Here is a 17053-nt window from a genome sequence, read left to right on the forward strand (position 1 = left end):
GCTGCGCACGTTCTTCTACCTCGGCGCGATCGTGTCGTCCGTGATCTACGGCAACGTCTACGGCGCGAGGGCGACGACCGAGGGACTGCACGTCCTCGGCTGGGTCGTGGTCGGGATCGCGACCGTGTTCCTGCTCATCACGGTCTTCGACCGGTCCCTCGCACGGATCGGCCGAGAGGACCCGCCGACGAAGGGCTGACGCCCGACGCGACCCGGATCCCCAGTGGCGCGTCACGGGCGGTCAGAGCAGACGGGTGATGCCGCTCCGACGGAGCTGCGCGGTCGCGGCGCGGTCGATGCTCACCCTGACCTGGCCGACCCCGTCGAAGGCCGCCCAGAACAGGAACGGCAGGAAGACGGTGCGGATGAGCATCGCCCATCCGGCCTTCGCGAGCCCGACCGGGCTCCCGTCCTTCATCCGCACCACCTGGGTGCCGGTCAGCAGGCCGCCCAGGGCACGCCCGTCGCGGAAGGCCCAGCCGTAGGCGAAGGGCAGCACGACGATCAGCGCGAGTCCGATCACGACCGCGCCGACCGCACTGTCGGGGTCATCGGCTGTCGTGCCGTAGAGGATCGCCACCGCCACCGCGACGACAGAGAGGACGACGCTGTCGATCAGCCAGGCCAGCAGCGCCCCGGACATGGTCGAGTCGACGTAGAGCGTGCCGTCCTCGAAGGCGCGGACCCGCTTGGCCGCCGCGGCGCCGAGTGCGGGCGCGAGCCGGGCACGGACGTCGGCCAGTGCGACTCCCCGGTCGGCGGGCGCCTCAGCCCCCGGCCGAGGCACGTCCTCGGTCATCGGGTCCCGTCCGCAGCCCGCGGGTTCACGTTCAGGGCCGCGGTGACCGGCGCCGGCTCCGCCCCCGCGAAGGCGGCGGGGGCCTCGGGCAGCGGCGGCAGGGCTTCCGCATCGAGCCAGGCGTCGAAGAGCGCCTCCAGCCGGCGGCCGGCGACGGAGGCCGCGAGCGTGCGGAAGTCCTCGGTCGTGGCCGTGGCGCCCGCGTGGAGCGAGGTCCAGGTCCGCAGGATCCGGAAGAACGCGTCGTCGCCCACCGTCAGCCGCAGCGCGTGCAGGGCGAGCGCGCCGCGCTTGTAGACCCGGTCGTCGAACATGGCCTCGGGTCCCGGATCCGACAGCACGAGATCCTGCGGCTCGCCCGCGAGGGCCGTCCAGTGACCGAGCGCCTTCGCATGCGCGCTGTGCCCGCCGCTGCGCTCGGACCAGATCCACTCCGCGTAGCAGGCGAAGCCCTCGTTCAGCCAGATGTCGCGCCATCGCGCCAGGCCGACGCTGTTGCCGAACCACTGGTGCGCGAGCTCGTGCGCGATGAGGCGCTCGAGGCTGCCCCGGCCGTCGATGTGGTTCGCGCCGAACACGCCCATGCCCTGCGCCTCGAGCGGGATCTCCAGGTCATCCGCCGTCACCACGAGCCGATAGGAGGGCAGCGGGTACGGTCCGAAGGCCTCGGCGAACACGGCCATCATCTGCGGGAGCGGAGCCAGATCGGCCTCCACCCGTGCGGTCAGTGCCGCCGGATGCAGCACCTGCCCCTCGACACCGGAGAGATCCATGCCTCGGGAGACATATCTCCCGATCTGCACGGTCGCGAGGTAGCTGGGCGTCGGCATCGCACGCTCGAAGACCCAGGTCGTGCGGCCGCCCTTGGTCGTCGTGGACACCGGTTCGGCGGCCGCGACCGCGTATCCGGGATCCGTCGTGATCGAGAGCCGGTAGGTCGCCTTGTCGGAGGGGTGGTCATTGCAGGGGAACCACGACGGTGCGCCGATGGGCTGCGAGGCGACGATCGCGCCGTCCTCCAACTCCTCCCAGCCGAGCGTGCCCCAGCGGGTGCGCCGCGGGCGCGGAGCCCCGCCGTAGGAGATCGTGAGCTCGAACGGATCCCCCGCCGCGAGCTCGCGGCCGAGCGCGACCTTGACCTTGCGGTCGGTCTGCGTGAATCCGATGCGCCCGCCGAGGTCGCTGCGCACCTTGGTCGCGCGGAGCCCCGAGAGATCCAGCGAGATCGCCTTGGTCGCCTCGACCGCCCGCCCGCGCACGACGGCGACGCCGTCCAGCCGGTTCGTGCCGAGGCGGTAGTCGATCGTCAGGTCGTAGTGCTCGACGCGGTAGCGGCGATCGCCGGAATGCGGGGTGTAGTCGTCGGGGCTCACGGTTCCATGCTCACAGATCCTGGCGCCCTCTCCGCACGGCGCTCGCTCCGGGCCTGGTCTCTCACTCCGCCGCCTGGTAGCTGCGGACCTTCACCACACGCCAGGGACCGATCGGGTTGCCACTCCAGCGGCTGCCGACCGGCACGCTCTCGCCGCGCATGACCAGCGAGGCCGGGCCGACCGTCGCATCGGATCCGATCGTCGCGGCGGGCAGGATCACGCTGTGCGGGCCGAGGGTCGCACCGGCCTCGAGCGTGACCGTGTCGATGCTCATCACGCGGTCGTGGAAGAGGTGCGTCTGCACCACGCAGCCGCGGTTGACCGTGGCGCCGTCGCCGAGCGTGACCAGATCCGGCTCCGGCAGCCAGTAGCTGTCGGTCCAGACGCCCTTCCCGATCGTCGCGCCGAGCGAGCGGAGCCACACGGCGAGTGCGGGTGTGCCCGCCGCCGCATTGGCGAACCACGGCGCCGCCATCATCTCGGTGAACGTGTCGGCGACCTCCGTGCGCCACACGAAGCTCGACCAGAGCGGGTGCTCCCCGGGACGGATCGGCCCGACGAACGCCCACTTCGCGGCCGTCGCGAACGCGGCGGCGACCGCGCCCGCGGCCAGCAGCACGAGCCCGGACAGCACCACCGTCCACGCCAGCCCGATGGTCGTGGCGAGCGCGGCGAGCGTCAGCAGGACCGCCAGCCCGAGCGCGCAGGAGAGGATGACCGGCACGATGCGGCACAGCTCCCACAGCCCGCGGGCCACCCGCAGCGCCGTGCGAGGGCGGTAGGTGCGCTCGAGATCCGACTCGTTCACCACCCGGCGCAGGCGCACCGGCGGGGATCCGAGCCAGGAGGATCCGGCCTTCGCCTTGTCCGGCGCCACCGAGAGCACGGCGACCAGGCCGTCCTTGGGCACTTTGTGCCCGGCGCCCGCCATGCCGGAGTTCCCGAGGAACGCGCGCTTGCCGATGCGCGCCGCGGCCAGGCGCATCCACCCGCCGCCGAGCTCGTAGGAGGCGACCATGGTGTCATCGGCGAGGAAGGCGCCGTCGTCGATCGTCGTCATCGAGGGGATCAGCAGCACCGTGGAGATCTCCACCTCCTTGCCCACCTTCGCCCCGAGAAGGCGCAGCCAGGTGGGGGTGAACAGGCTCGCGTACAGCGGGAAGAGCAGCGTGCGGGCGGAGTCGAGCAGCCGCTCGGTGGTCCACGCCTGCCACGCGATCCGGCCGCGGACGGGATGGATCCCCTCGCGCAGTCCGATCGACAGCAGCCGGGTCGCCGCCACGACGAGCGCGGCGAACACGAGTCCCGTCACGAGCACGGACGGCACGAGCCAGATCGCCAGCCCCGGGATCGCGGCGGCGAGCGAGGCGGCGCCGCGCGCCCCCTGCACGAGCACGAGCGCACCGAGGGCGAAGGAGAGCACGGGCAGCAGTCCGAGACCCATGCTCGATGCGGCATATGCCCACAGCCAGCGCCGCGGGGCCTGCGGGCGCTCCGGCGCGAGCGGGGCGGACTTGCCGCCGACGCGCACGGCGGGCGATCCGGCCCAGCGCTGCCCGGCACGCACCCGGCCGAACACGGCGGATCCGGGAGCCACCTCGGCGGCGCGGCCGATCCTGGTGCCGGGAGCGAGCGTGCTGCGCGCGCCGACGACCGCCCCCGCCCCGATGCGTATCCCGCCGACGCGCACGGTGTCGCCGTCGATCCAGTAGCCGGAGAGGTCGACCTCTGGCTCGATCGCGGCGCCGGCCCCGATGTCGAGCATGCCGGTCACGGGCGGGAGCGTGTGCAGGTCGACGTCGGGCCCGATCTTCGCCCCGAGCGCCCTGGCGTAATAGCTCACCCAGGGAGCGCCCGCGAAGCCGACGGGGTCGATCTGGTTGCTGACCTGCTCCGCGAGCCAGAGCCGCAGGTGCACGCCGCCGCCGCGGGGATAGTCGCCCGCGCGCACGCCGGCGAGCAGGAGGCGTGCGGCCACCGCGGCGATCGCCATCCGCCCGAACGGCGTCGCGAACACCACGAGCCCCACGATCAGCAGCCACAGCGGCGCGGTCGGCAGCCAGTCGAAGCCGGGGACCAGGTGCAGGATCGCGCTGCCGGTGAGCAGCCACAGCACCCACCGGATGCCGCCGAGGACGAACAGCGGCACTCCCAGGATGGTCTGGATCCACTGCATGCGCCGCGGCGTGGGCCGGGACTCGTGGAAATCCCCCTGCTCCGGCTCCTCGTCGCCCGCCTCGGCCTCGACGGCGTCGGCCATCCGCCGCAGGCGCGGCAGGTCGTACACATCGGCCATCGTGAACTCGGGGGCGCGGGTCCGGATCCGGCTGACCAGCTGCGCGGCCGCGAGGGATCCGCCGCCGAGCTGGAAGAAGTCGGCGTCCTCGTCGAGCGGGCGCGTGCCGAGCACGGCGAACCACTGCTCCGCGAGCCAGGCCGCGGTGCCGGTCAGGGTGGAGTCGTCGGCGTCCGGATCCGTCAGCGGCCACGGCAGCGCCGCCTTGTCGACCTTGCCCGAGGTGCGCACGGGCAGGTCGTCCATGATGGCGAGGAGGGGGATGAGCGGGGCGGGGAGCGTCTCGGCGAGCTCCGCGCGCGCGGTCTGCCGGTCGAAGCCCTCGGTCGGCACCACATAACCGACGAGCAGCGGGATCCCGCCCTCGCTGCGCTGCACGACGACGGTCGCCGCGGCGACCGCGGTGAGGTTCTGCAGCGCGGCTTCCACCTCGCCGAGCTCGATGCGCCGGCCGCCGATCTTGACCTGGTCGTCGGCGCGGCCCTGGAACACGAGGCCCGCCTCCTCGTAGCGCACGAGATCGCCGGAGCGGTAGGCGCGGTCCCAGCCCAGGGACGGCATCGGCGCGTACTTCTCGGCGTCCTTGGCCGGATCGAGATACCGTGCGAGCCCGACGCCTCCGATCACGAGCTCGCCGACCTCGCCCTCGGCGACGCGATTGCCCTCGGCGTCGACCACCGCGAGCTCCCAGCCGTCCAGCGGCAGGCCGATCCGCACCGGTTCCCCCGCCCGCAGCGCCTCGCCGTCCATCTCGGCCGCGCAGGCGACGACCGTGGCCTCCGTGGGTCCGTACGTGTTCCAGACCTCGCGGTCCTCGCCCACCAGCCGCGCGGCGAGCTCGGGCGGCAACGCCTCACCGCCGAAGATGAGCAGGCGCAGGTTCTCGATCGCGTCCTGGGGCCAGAGCGCGGCGAGCGTCGGCACCGTCGACACCGCGGTGATCCCGTGCCCGAGCAGCCAGGGGCCGAGGTCCTCGCCCGAGCGCACGAGCGCGCGCGGGGCCGGCACGAGGCACGCGCCGTAGCGCCAGGCCAGCCACATCTCCTCGCACGAGGCGTCGAAGGCGACGGAGAGCCCCCCCAGCACGCGGTCCCCCGGCCCGAGCGGCGCGTCCTGCAGGAACAGGTTCGCCTCGGCGTCGACGAAGGCCGCGGCGGAGCGATGCGTCACGGCGACGCCCTTGGGCACCCCGGTCGAGCCCGAGGTGAAGATGATCCACGCGTCGTCCAGCGGCATCGGATGCGGCACGGTCGTGATCGAGACCGAGCTCGGGTGCGGATCCTCGCCGTCGAACAGCCCGGATCCGGCTCCCTGGGCCGTCCCGGCGGTCTCAGCCCCCGACGGATCCTCCGCGCCCCGGAACACTCCCCCCGCGCCGATCACTCCGCGCACCTTCGCCTCGCCGAAGACCAGGTCGGCCCGCTCCTGCGGGTCGTCCGCGTCGACGGGGACGTACGCCGCCCCCGCCGCGAGCGTGCCGAGGATCGCGATGTAGAGCTCGCGCCCGCCCGAGGGCATCCTGATGCCGACCCTGTCACCGCGCATGACCCCGTGCTCGCGGAGCCGGGCGGCCGTGCGCCACACCTGAGCCAGCAGCTCGCCGTAGCTGAGCGCTCCCGCCGCGTCCTCGATCGCGGAGGCGTCCGGGTGCCTGCGCGCGGTGTCGACGAGGATGTCGATCAGCGTGCGCGGCGTCGCGGCGAGCGCGGCGCGGTCGAGGATGTCTTGCATCGGGTTCCGTTCGAGCTGCTGTCACGCCGGGGCGCGTGCGCGCTCAGGGTACCGCGGGCGGGGAAACAGCAGGTGAAGCGTCACGGGCACGTACACGGAGGACGAAGCCGGAAAGCGGGAACCCTGAGAGTCGCGAGACCAAGGAGTCGATTCCATGAAGAAAGTGACGCGGAATTCGTGACTGATTTCCCGATTCGCGCACGACGTGCAATCTCGCGGATCCATCCGGTAGCCTGACCAGGTTCTGCGCTTCCCCTGCGCAGAACTGCTGCCGGTGCGCGGGGACGACGCACCGGGATGAGCCCCGTCCCTGGGAGATTTCGTGGTGGACGCACGCACCGACGCCGAGCTGCTGCAGGCCCTCCGCGAGGGAGACCGAAGTGCTTTGGCCGCGCTCTGGGCACGGCACCATCGTGCCGCCCAGCGATACGCACACCGGCTTTCTCCTGCCAGGGCGGAGGACCTGGTCTCGGAGTCGTTTCTCGCGATCTATCAGCAGGTGACCACGACGGATGCGGGGCCGACCTTCGCGTTCCGCTCCTACCTCAAGGCCGTGATCCGCAACACGTCGATCCGCTGGCACAAGGATGCGGAGCGCCTCATCGACGCGGAGGACGTCGACGACGTCGAGCACCGGGACGCGCTGAGCTATGCGGAGCGGGAGTCGGAGTCCGCCGACGTCCTCGCCGCGTTCCAGGAGCTGCCGGAGCGCTGGCAGCGCGTGCTGTGGCTCGCGGAGGTCGCGGAGGCGAGCAGGACCGACATCGCCCGCGAGCTGCGGATCAAGCCCAACGCGGTCTCGGCCCTGCAGCGCCGTGCGCGCTCCGGGCTGAAGTTCCAGTGGCTGAGCCGGCAGATCCCGGTCGCGCTGCGCGAGGAGACGGCCCACGTCGCCCGGCTGCTCCCCCAGTACCTCACCCAGCCCCGCAATGCCATGCTCGCCGCGGAGGTCGGTGCGCACACCTCGGAGTGCGCGGACTGCCGGGAGCTGCTGGGCAGTCTGCGCGGGGGCGCCGCGCGGCTCCAGGGCACGACCCTGGCGGTCCTGCTGGGCTCCGCGGGGCTCACGGTTCCCGCTGCCGCGTCGATGACCACGGGAACGGCGGCCGCCGCCGCGGTCTCCACCGCCGCGGGCATCGGCGCCTCGGGCTGGTTCTTCGTCGGAGGCGGGCTGATCGTCGCGGGCTCCATCGCTCTCGCGCCGCTCGTGGTCGTGGGACCGGCCCTCCCCGCCCCTGCGCCCACATCCGCGCCCGCGGCCATCGACGCGACCCCGCCCGATCTGACGCTCCCCCTCTCCACGCTCGCGCCGCTGACGTCGGCGCTCGAAGAGATCGTCGACACGGTCCCCCTCCCGGTCGAGCCGGTGGGAGTCGGTCGGTGGATCACCGACCCGACGATCGCCCCGATCGAGTTCCTCACCGACCCCGTCGTGCAGTACATCCCCGTCGCACCGCAGCCTGCGGGGCCCGATGTCCCGGGGCCCGGATCCGGTACCGGAGGAACTCCGGGCCTCGACCCCGGGCTCACCACCCCGGCGGATGTCACGGCCTACGTCGCCCCGATGATCACCGGACGGACCGCACCAGGCAACGCCATCGCGATCGACTTCTCCTCGCAGCGCTACGCGGTCGAGGTCGCGCCCGACGGATCCTGGAGCTTCGACACCCGCCCGCTCGCGTTCGATCCAGGGACGTACGACTACTCCGTCTGGGCGCTCACCCCCACGGAGCAGTCCCTCGCGACCACCGGGACCCTCACGCTGCAGGCCCCGACCGTGCAGGGGTTCGAGCAGCTCGACGGACCGATGCTCCTCGACGAGGCGCGCACCACGGGGCTCGTGATCTCGATCACGGGGCCGGCGAACGGCACCGTCTGGGTCTCGACTCCCACCACCGACGCCACCGTCACCCTGGACGACACCGGTCATGCGGTCCGCCGGATCAGGATGCTCGCCGACGGATGGTATCCGTTCGGCTTCTCGGTCATCGATGCCGACTGGTACTCCGGGCCCGGCTTCTCCCAGCCCGTCGACGTCCTGGATCCGAGCAGAGACCCGAACCTGCCGCGCGGCGGCGGAGGCGTGTTCGAGATCGTCGACCCCTGACCAGCCCCGCGGACTCGACAGGCCGTGGACTCGACCGCCCCGCGGACGCGTGGATCAGCCCGCGCCGGGCGGGGTGCGCTTCGAGTCGGCGAGCTCGTCGACCACGAGGGAGCGCTCGTCGATCGTGCCGTTGCGATAGGCCTGACGACCGACCATGTGCGCGGACAGCGGCGCGGTCGCGAACTGCATGAGCACGACGGGCGCCACGAGCAGCAGCCCCAGCGCGACGCCGATCACGGAGCGCTGCGAGAGCGCGATCGCCAGGCAGATCAGCAGCAGGCCGAGGACCTGGGGCTTGGTGGCGGCGTGCAGCCGGTTCGGCACGTCGCGCAGGCGCAGCAGGCCGATCCCGGCGATGAGGCACAGCAGCGCGCCGATCAGCACGAGCACCCAGACGGCGGTGTCGACGACGACATCGGGGATCCGCAGCTCGAAGACGTTCATCGCTCTCCCCCGTCCCCGCGGCTCGGGAGGGCGGGGGTCCGATGCATGGTGACGGCGTTCATGACGGTGTGTTGTCCCTCCGCGCGACGTAGCGGGCGACCGAGATGGACCCGAACACGCCGACCGCCGCGACGACGATCAGCACCGGCAGCGTGCGGGTGTGGTGATTGATCGCCATGTCGGCGCCGAGCACGCACATGACCTCGGTGAGGAGCACGTCGGCGGCCACGGCCCTGTCCAGGATCGAGGGCCCGATGACGATGCGGATCACCGCGAGCACGGCGGCGACCGCGAACACGATCATGATGACGAGCAGCAGCGGATTCATCGGCGACCCTCCTCGGATCCCTGCGCCGGGCCGGATCCCTTCGGACGGTGCGGCTTCGGCGAGCTCCCGGCCACCGTACCCCCGAGACGGTCCTCCTCGGCGCGCTCGTCCGCGCGCAGCCGCGCCGCCTGCGCGGGCGATCCGAGCGCGCGCACGATGCGGCGCTCCCAGCGCAGGACGCCGGCGCGCTGGCGCTCCACGTCCTCCAGCGAGCGCACGCCGATCACGTGCAGGTACAGGGTGCGGGTGTCGCGCTCGGCCTCGACCACGAGGGATCCGGGGATGAGCGACGACGTCACCGCGACGTGCGTCATGACGAGGTCGTCAGCGTAGCGCAGCGGCACTGCGATGATCGCGGCCCCCGGTGCGCGCCGGGGGTTCAGCACCTGCACGGCGACGCTGAGCGAGCCGTGCACGACCGCCGCCAGGAACTGCACCACCAGCAGCGCGGCCCACCACAGGTTGATCCGCCCGGAGAGCTCGATCGTGGGCAGCCGGAACACGCGGGTCACGAACAGCGCCACCCCGATGCCGGTCACGGCCGACAGCACCGTGAACTGGCCCCAGAGCAGCATCCACAGCACGACGAGCCACAGCAGGAACGGCAGCTGCAGGCCGATCTCGCGCCAGAGTCCGCGCTTCGCTTCCGTGCTCATGAGGAGGCCTCCTCCCCGTCGAGCATGTCGAGGTGCACGGGCTGCAGCAGGTTCGCGCCGATCCGCTCGCAGAGTCCGTAGATGGGACCGGCGAACACCGTCAGGGCGAGGGTGACCGCGACCATGCCCCCGGTCGCGAGGGTCATGATGGTCGGGATCCGGCGCCGCTCCTGCTGCTCGTCGGCGGCCGGCGCGCTGCCGAGATGGGCGATGCGCTCGTTATCCATCTCCTCGGGCGTCTCGTCCTTGCTGCGCCAGAACGCGAGGTTCCACGCGCGCATGAGGGCGTAGAGCGTGAGCAGGGAGGTGAGCACGCCGCCGACGATCAGCACCCAGATGAGCGGCGTCGCCACCTGCGCCGCCGCCTGGAACAGCGCGAACTTGCCGATGAAGCCCGAGAACGGCGGCAGGCCGCCGAGGTTGATCGCCGGCACGAAGTAGAGCACGGCGATGAGCGGCGCGGCCTTCATGAGCCCGCGCACCTTGAGGATCGACGTGCTGCCCGCCCGGCGCTCGACGAGCCCGACCGCGAGGAACAGGGTCGTCTGCACGATGATGTGGTGCACGATGTAGTACACCGTGGCGCCGATTGCGGCGGGGGTCGCGATCGCCAGACCGAACACCATGTAGCCGACGTGGCTCACCAGCGTGAACGACAGGATCCTCTTCAGCTCCGCCTGCGCGACCGCGCCGAGTATTCCGATCAGCATCGTCGCGAGCGCCACGATCATGAGCAGCGTGTTGATGCTCGACACGTTGAACAGTTGGGTCTCGGTGCGGATCAGCGCGTACACGCCGACCTTCGTGAGCAGTCCGGCGAACACCGCCGTGACCGGCGCCGGCGCGGTCGGATACGAGTCCGGCAGCCAGAACGACATCGGGAACACGGCCGCCTTGATCCCGAACGCGACCACGAGCATGAGGTGCAGCACGAGCTGCGTGCTGGGTGGGATCTCGCCGATCCGCTCCGCGATCTGGGCCATGTTCACGGTGCCGAGCGCCGCGTAGATGAGCGCGATCGCGACGAGGAACAGGACGGAGGACACGAGCGAGACGACGATGTAGACCGCGCCGGTGCGGATCCGCGACTCGGTGCTCCCCAGCGTGATGAGCACGTAGGACGCGACCAGCAGGATCTCGAAGCCGACGTAGAGGTTGAACAGGTCGCCCGCGATGAAGGCGTTGAAGATGCCCGCGGCCAGGATCAGGTAGGACGGGTTGAAGATCGAGATCGGGGTCTCCTCGGCCCCGTCCGCCGCCCCCTGGCCCACCGAGAAGAGCAGGACCGCGACCAGCACGATGCTCGACACGAGCACGAGCAGCGCGGCGAGCCGGTCGACGTAGAGCACGATGCCGAACGGCGCGGGCCAGCCGCCCACCATGACGGCGATCGGCTTGGTCTGATCCACCACGACGAGCAGGGTCGCGGCGATCACCGAGACGGCGGCGAGCGTGGCGACCGTGACGATGACCTGCACGCGCGTGTTGCGGCCGAACACCAGGGTGATCGCGGCGCCCAGCAGTGGCAGGGCGACGAGCAGCGGGACGAGGGCGTTCATCGCGTCTCCTCCCCCGGCTCGCGGTTGTCGTCGTTCTCAGCCGGGCGCGGTCCCCCTGGTTCGTCGAGCGAGGACGCCGATGGCGACCGAGACGAAACGCCGTCCGCCGAGGCGGGCCGCGGATCCGGCCGGTCCACGGGGGCGTCGTCGACGAGGCCGTCCAGATCCTTCGCGTGCAGCACGCGGATCGGGGAGGTCGCGACCCCCACGAAGTCTGTCGTGGCGTCCTCGTCCTCGAGATCGACCTCGTCGTCCATGAGGTCTTCCTCGATCTCCGTGCGCTCGCGCAGGGCGATGTCGGTCTCGTCGTCCTCGACCGTGTCGGCCTTGCCCAGCTGCCAGGAGCGGTAGATGAGCGCGAGCAGGAAGGCGGAGACGGCGAACGTGATCACGATCGCCGTGAGGGTCAGCGCCTGCGGCAGCGGATCGCTCATGTCGCCTTCCGTGCCGTAGAACGGCGCGCGTCCCGGCCGGCCCATCACGATCAGCAGCAGCAGGTTCACGGCGTTGCCGAGCAGCAGGAAGCCGATCAGCACGCGGGTCAGGCTGCGTTCGAGCATCGCGTACACGCCGCAGCCGAAGAGCACCGCCATGACGATGATCAGCACGAGGGAGACGTCCATCAGATGTCCACCCCCCGCGCGCGCATCTCGAGCGTCTGCCGGTCGACCTCGGCGCCGAGGCTGCGCAGCACGTCGAGCACGAGCCCGATCACGACGAGGTAGACGCCGATGTCGAAGAAGGTCGAACTGACGAACTCGATGTGTCCGACGACGGGGATCTCGGCCTCCCACACGGCGCTGGAGAGCGGAGCGAGCCCGAAGAACAGCGGCACCACGGCCGCGCCGACGGCGAGGATGAGCCCCGCCCCGAGCAGGCGTCCCGCATCGGTGGGCGCGGCGGCGCCGAGCTCCCAGCGCCCTCCCGCGATGTAGCGCATGACCAGGGCCATGCCCGCGACGAGACCGCCCGCGAAGCCGCCGCCGGGGGCGTTGTGGCCTGCGAAGAGCAGGTAGATCGACACCACGATGATCGTGTGGAACAGGATCCGCACGATCACCTCGAGCAGGATCGAGCGGTTCTCCGGCTTGACGTTGCCGCCGGCGACGAGCCATGCGCGCGGCGCCGTGTCGCCGGCCGTCTGCACGCGCACGCCCTCGGTCGTCTCCACGAGCGGCCGGCGGCGCGCCTTGCGCGGCCCCTCGGGCAGGGCCCTCGTGGCGGAGAGCCGGTCGGCGCGATGCGTGACGAACACGAGCGAGGCGACGCCGGTGGCCGCCAGCACGAGCACGGACAGCTCCCCCATCGTGTCCCAGCCGCGCAGGTCGACCAGGGCGACGTTCACGACGTTCTTGCCGTGGCCCAGCTCGTAGGCGAGCTTCGGGAACGCCTCGGAGATGGGATCGGCGACCCGGGATCCGGTCGCGACGATCGCCACCAGGGCCATCATCACGCCCGCTGCGATGCCGAGGATCGCGCGCGGCACCCGCCCGACCGAGGCGTTGTGCTCCCCCATCCGGGCCGGCAGACGCCGCAGCACCAGGGCGAACGTGACGAGCGTCACGGTCTCGACGAGGATCTGGGTGAGAGCGAGGTCCGGGGCGCCGCTCGTGCCGAACAGCACGACCATGCCGAGGCCGGTGACGGAGACCAGCACGACGCCGGTGTAGCGCTTCTGCGCCCGGATCGCGAGCAGGCCCGCGAAGATCATGATCGGCGCGACGACGAGCTGCACGGGCGTGTGCCAGGCGCTCAGCTGCGCGTTCGCGGGGCCGCCCGCGATGAGCGCGGTGCCCTCTGCCGCGATCACGACGACGAAGATCGTGCCGACGTAGACCGGCAGCGAGCCGCGCTGGGTGAGCGAGGTCGTGAACACCGAGAGCCGGTCGACGCTGCGCATCGCGAGGTAGTACGCGTCCTGCGCGGTGAACGGCAGCAGGCGCGGGCGGCGGTCCCAGCCGAGGCGCCGCGTGAGCGGGAACAGGGCGAGGCCGAGCAGCACCGCCCCGAGTGACAGGAACAGGGCGGGCGCCAGGCCGTGCCAGAGCGCGAGATACCCCGGATCCAGGGAGGAACCGTCGTAGCCGGGAGCCTTCGCGTCATCCGCATAGCCGTAGAGCACCACGGTGACCGCGGACGCGAGCGGGCCGAGCACGAGCGCGGCGAAGGCGAGGACCACCGGTGACACCAGGAAGCCGAAGGGCGGCGAGGGCCATTCCGTGTCGGGCATATATGCGCCCGCGGCGTCCTTCTTCCGCCAGAACGCGCCCCAGAGGAACCTCGCCCCATATGCCGCGGTGAGTATGGATCCCAGGATCACGCCCACCAGGGCGACGATCCCCCACGGGGATCCCCGCTGGGACTCGTCGAAGAGCGCCGCGAGCGTGGACTCCTTCGCCGCGAATCCGATGGTCGGCGGGATCCCCATCATGGAGCCGACCGCGAGGAATCCCGAGATCGCGAGCAGCGGGGCCTGACGCCCGACGCCGCTGATCTCGGTGACGTCGCGGGTGGAGAGCTGACGGTCGATGACGCCGACGATGAGGAACAGCGACGACTTGAACAGGGCATGGCTGATCACGAGCGCGAGCCCCGCGAGCATCGCATCCGGCGTGCCGTAGCCCAGCACGACCGTGAAGAAGCCGAGCTGGCTCACGGTGCCGAACGCGAGGATGCGCTTGAGGTCGGTCTCGCGCAGCGCCTGCACGCCGCCGAGCAGCATCGTGAACACACCCAGTGCGATCGTGATCGGACGCCACGGCCCGGAGAGGGCGAACACGGGTGCGAACCGCGCGATGAGGTAGATGCCCGCCTTCACCATGGCCGCGGCATGCAGGTAGGCGCTCACCGGGGTGGGCGCCGCCATGGCGCCGGGCAGCCAGAAGTGGAACGGGAAGATCGCGGACTTGCTGAGCGCTCCGACCAGCAGCAGCACGATCGCGGCGTCGACCAGCGGACCGGTCGGCGCGAGGTCCAGGATCCGCGACATGCTCGAGGTGCCGGCCTCGACGGCGAGGAACACCACGCCGATGAACATCGCGAGGCCCCCGAGCGTGGTCACCAGCAGCGCCTGCAGCGCCGCTCGACGGCTCGCGCCGCGGCGGTGATAATGCCCGATCAGCAGGTAGGAAAGGATGCTGGTCAGCTCCCAGAACATGACCAGCAGCACGAGGTCGTCGGTGGTCACCAGGCCGTACATCGCGCCGGCGAAGGCCAGCAGCACCGCCGCGAACTGCCCGATGCCCTCCTTGGACCCGCGGAAGTACCACCGGCAGTAGAGCAGCACGAGCGCGCCCACCCCGGTGACGATGAGGGCGAGCAGCCAGCTCAGCTCGTCGAGCCGGAAGGAGAGCGACAGGCCGAGCTGCGGGATCCAGTCGATCGACTCCCGTGGGACGAGGGCGGAATCCGTGGATCCGGCCAGCACCTGCGGCGTGAGCACCACCAGATGCACGAAGGCGGCGGCGGGCACGAGCGCGGCGACGGCGAACGCGCGTGCGCCGATCCAGGAGACCAGCAGCGGCAGCAGCAGAGACGCGAGGGCGAACACGGCGAGGAGTGTCAGCACGGCGGTCTCCTCTGGCTCGTCGGTCTCTGCGGACTCAGCGCGTGAGCGTGCAGGTCGACACAGGCGGGCGGGTTCGGATCCAGTTTACGTGCCGGAACCGGCATCCACCGTCGCGATCGTCACGGAGCGGGCTGCGCGACGGGGACCGGGCCCGTCGTCGTGCCCTCGCGGAAGGTGCACGTGAAGCGGATCGAGGCGGCCTGCTCCCCCGCCAGCATCCGCGCGACGGCGTCGCCGGCGGCGCGGCCCTTCTCGACCGCGGGCTGCACCGCGGTGGTGAGCACGTGCTCGCCCAGGCCGTCCACGGCGATGCCGTCGAAGCCCGCCACGCTGACGTCCTCCGGCACGCGCAGTCCCGCCTCCTCCGCCGCCCGGATCACACCCGCGGCGAGGAGGTCGCTCTGCGCGATGACGGCGGTGGGGCGGGTCTGCGGATCTGCGAACAGCGTGCGCCCCGCGATGAGCCCTTCGTCGATGAGGCTGCCGGCGGCGGACACCACGCGCGCGTACGGGAACACCGACAGCGTGCCGTCCAGGCGTGCACTCGTGACGGGCGTCGTGATGGCCGCGATGCGCTCGGGCGTCGCGTCGCCGCGCACCTTCGCGCCGTCGAAGGGCAGCGTCACCACGGCGACGCGCCTGTGGCCGAGCGCGCGCACGTGGTGCGCGATCTGCGCCGCCGCCTCGCCGTTGTCGAGCTCCATCCGGGGCACGTCGTCGCCGGCATCCCCCTCGATCACGACCACGGGCAGACCCCGATTGCGCACGGCCTGCAGCGTCTCGCGCATGCGTCCGCTGCAGCCGATCAGCACCGCCGCGTCGATGGGCGCCGTGGCGAGCGTCGGCGCGTCGGATCCGGCCTCCGGATCGTCCCGCAGCAGCAGCACGCCGGCGCCGAGCTGGGCGAGGCCGTCGGTGAGCCCGTCCATGGTCGCGGTCTTGATCGGATCCAGGAACGCCGTGCGCAGGTGCTCCTCGAGCGCGACCGCGACGATGCCGCTGCGCCCCCGCCGCAGCGAGGCGGCGCGCGGATCGGGACCGGTGTAGCCGAGCTCGGCCGCGACGGCGAGCACCCGCTGCCGGGTGGCGTCGGCGACGGGCGCCTTCCCGCTGAACACGACGGAAGCCGTGGAGGGGCTGACCCCCGCCGCGCGCGCCACATCCGCGATCGTGGCGCGGCGCCGCACGGCCGAAGGATCCGGATCCGAGCTCATGTCTCGACAATAACATCGCGGGGAACACAGAGATCGAATCGATTCGATAGGCTGTCCGGATGGACACCGCCCTCACCCGCTCCCAGTTCGTGCGCTGGCGTGCCGCGATCTTCGCGATCTTCCTCGCCAGCGGCCTGTCCATCGCCACGTGGGCCTCGCGCGTGCCCGATATCAAGGCCGCCCTGCACATCGAGAACGGTCAGATGGGCCTGCTGCTGCTCGGCATGGGGGTCTCGTCGATCATCGGCATCTCGACGAGCCCGGCGGTCATGGCGCGCACCGGCGCGCGCCTCGGCATGCTCGTCACGATGCTGAGCTTCGCGGTCGGCGTCGGGCTCGTGGGCCTCGGCACCAACGTGCTCGGATCCCTCCCCGTCGTGGTCGCGGGGCTCGTGCTGTTCGGCTTCGGCAACGGATCCCTCGACGTGATGATGAACGTCGAGGCGACCGCGATCGAGCAGCAGATGGGCAGGACGATCCTGCCCGTGTTCCACGCCTTCTTCAGCTTCGGCACGGTGATCGGCGCCGGGATCGGCGCCCTCGTGGTGCACCTCGGCCTGGACGTCGCCACGCACACCCTGCTCGTCGCCGTGATCATCGCGGTGCTCGCGGTCGCGTGCTGGATCAATGTGCCGAACCGCGAGGCGACGCTCGACCCGCAGCCTCCGGAGACGCCGCACTGGCGCGAGCGCATGCACATCGCGCTCGAGGCGTGGCGCGAGCCGCGCACGTACTTCCTCGGCATCGTGATGCTGGGCATGTCCTTCGCCGAGGGCGGCGCGAACGACTGGCTCGCGCTCGGCGTCTCCGAGGACCACCAGGCGGGCCCCGCCCTGGGCGCCGCGGCACTCGCGACGTTCTCCGTCGCGATGACCGTCGTGCGGCTCTTCGGCGGCCCGCTCGTCGACCGCTTCGGCCGCGTCATCGTGCTGCGCGTGCTCGCGATCACCGCCGCGGCCGGCATCCTGCTGTTCATCC

Annotated in this window: 12 protein-coding genes and 1 pseudogene; 3 read left to right on the forward strand and 10 right to left on the reverse strand. The window is 71.6% G+C overall.

Features of this window, described 5'->3' with window-relative positions:
• Positions 1-199, forward strand: a pseudogene (locus tag B7X32_RS08815) (MFS transporter); the annotation flags it as partial.
• Between the two features lie 42 nt (positions 200-241).
• Here B7X32_RS08815 and B7X32_RS08820 read toward each other — a convergent pair.
• From B7X32_RS08820 to B7X32_RS08830, 3 genes are all read right to left on the reverse strand, one after another.
• Complete coding sequence (locus B7X32_RS08820) at positions 242-799, reverse strand: RDD family protein (RefSeq protein ID WP_292718617.1); 558 nt, start codon at positions 797-799, stop codon at positions 242-244.
• Positions 796-2172 carry a M1 family metallopeptidase gene (locus tag B7X32_RS08825; RefSeq protein ID WP_292718619.1) on the reverse strand — a complete coding sequence of 459 codons (1377 nt, stop codon included), beginning with the start codon at positions 2170-2172 and terminating at the stop codon, positions 796-798. Before B7X32_RS08825 ends, B7X32_RS08820 begins: the two co-directional genes overlap by 4 nt.
• Positions 2173-2233: 61 nt before the next feature.
• Positions 2234-6199 (reverse strand): Pls/PosA family non-ribosomal peptide synthetase, encoded by a 3966-nt coding sequence (locus B7X32_RS08830; RefSeq protein WP_292718621.1) that lies wholly within the window; start codon positions 6197-6199, stop codon positions 2234-2236.
• Between the two features lie 322 nt (positions 6200-6521).
• On the opposite strand from B7X32_RS08830, the gene B7X32_RS08835 reads away from it, so the two are divergent.
• Positions 6522-8306: a sigma-70 family RNA polymerase sigma factor gene (locus B7X32_RS08835; protein ID WP_292718623.1), complete on the forward strand. Its 1785-nt coding sequence runs from the start codon at positions 6522-6524 to the stop codon at positions 8304-8306.
• Positions 8307-8360: 54 nt separating this feature from the next.
• Here the strand turns inward: B7X32_RS08835 and mnhG are convergent, their stop codons facing one another.
• The 7 genes from mnhG to B7X32_RS08870 form a co-directional block, all read right to left on the reverse strand.
• Positions 8361-8750 carry a monovalent cation/H(+) antiporter subunit G gene (mnhG, locus tag B7X32_RS08840; RefSeq protein WP_233310772.1) on the reverse strand — a complete coding sequence of 130 codons (390 nt, stop codon included), beginning with the start codon at positions 8748-8750 and terminating at the stop codon, positions 8361-8363.
• A gap of 58 nt (positions 8751-8808) precedes the next feature.
• A complete protein-coding gene (locus tag B7X32_RS08845; protein ID WP_045271280.1) occupies positions 8809-9078 on the reverse strand; it encodes a monovalent cation/H+ antiporter complex subunit F in 270 nt (89 codons plus the stop codon).
• Positions 9075-9734 (reverse strand): Na+/H+ antiporter subunit E, encoded by a 660-nt coding sequence (locus B7X32_RS08850; RefSeq protein ID WP_292718629.1) that lies wholly within the window; start codon positions 9732-9734, stop codon positions 9075-9077. Before B7X32_RS08850 ends, B7X32_RS08845 begins: the two co-directional genes overlap by 4 nt.
• Positions 9731-11293 (reverse strand): Na+/H+ antiporter subunit D, encoded by a 1563-nt coding sequence (locus B7X32_RS08855; protein WP_292718631.1) that lies wholly within the window; start codon positions 11291-11293, stop codon positions 9731-9733. Before B7X32_RS08855 ends, B7X32_RS08850 begins: the two co-directional genes overlap by 4 nt.
• Positions 11290-11916, reverse strand: coding sequence for a Na(+)/H(+) antiporter subunit C (locus tag B7X32_RS08860; RefSeq protein WP_292718633.1), 627 nt, complete (start codon positions 11914-11916; stop codon positions 11290-11292). The genes B7X32_RS08855 and B7X32_RS08860 overlap by 4 nt, the downstream gene beginning before the upstream one ends.
• Positions 11916-14861, reverse strand: coding sequence for a Na+/H+ antiporter subunit A (locus B7X32_RS08865; RefSeq protein ID WP_292718635.1), 2946 nt, complete (start codon positions 14859-14861; stop codon positions 11916-11918). The genes B7X32_RS08860 and B7X32_RS08865 overlap by 1 nt, the downstream gene beginning before the upstream one ends.
• A 119-nt stretch (positions 14862-14980) precedes the next feature.
• Positions 14981-16075, reverse strand: coding sequence for a LacI family DNA-binding transcriptional regulator (locus tag B7X32_RS08870; protein ID WP_292718637.1), 1095 nt, complete (start codon positions 16073-16075; stop codon positions 14981-14983).
• A gap of 59 nt (positions 16076-16134) precedes the next feature.
• Here B7X32_RS08870 and B7X32_RS08875 point away from each other — a divergent pair.
• Positions 16135-17053 (forward strand): MFS transporter (locus B7X32_RS08875; RefSeq protein WP_292718639.1); only part of this gene is annotated, 919 nt, incomplete at its 3' end.

The organism is Microbacterium sp. 13-71-7 (assembly GCF_002257455.1).
In the GTDB taxonomy this organism is placed as follows: Bacteria; Actinomycetota; Actinomycetes; order Actinomycetales; family Microbacteriaceae; genus Microbacterium.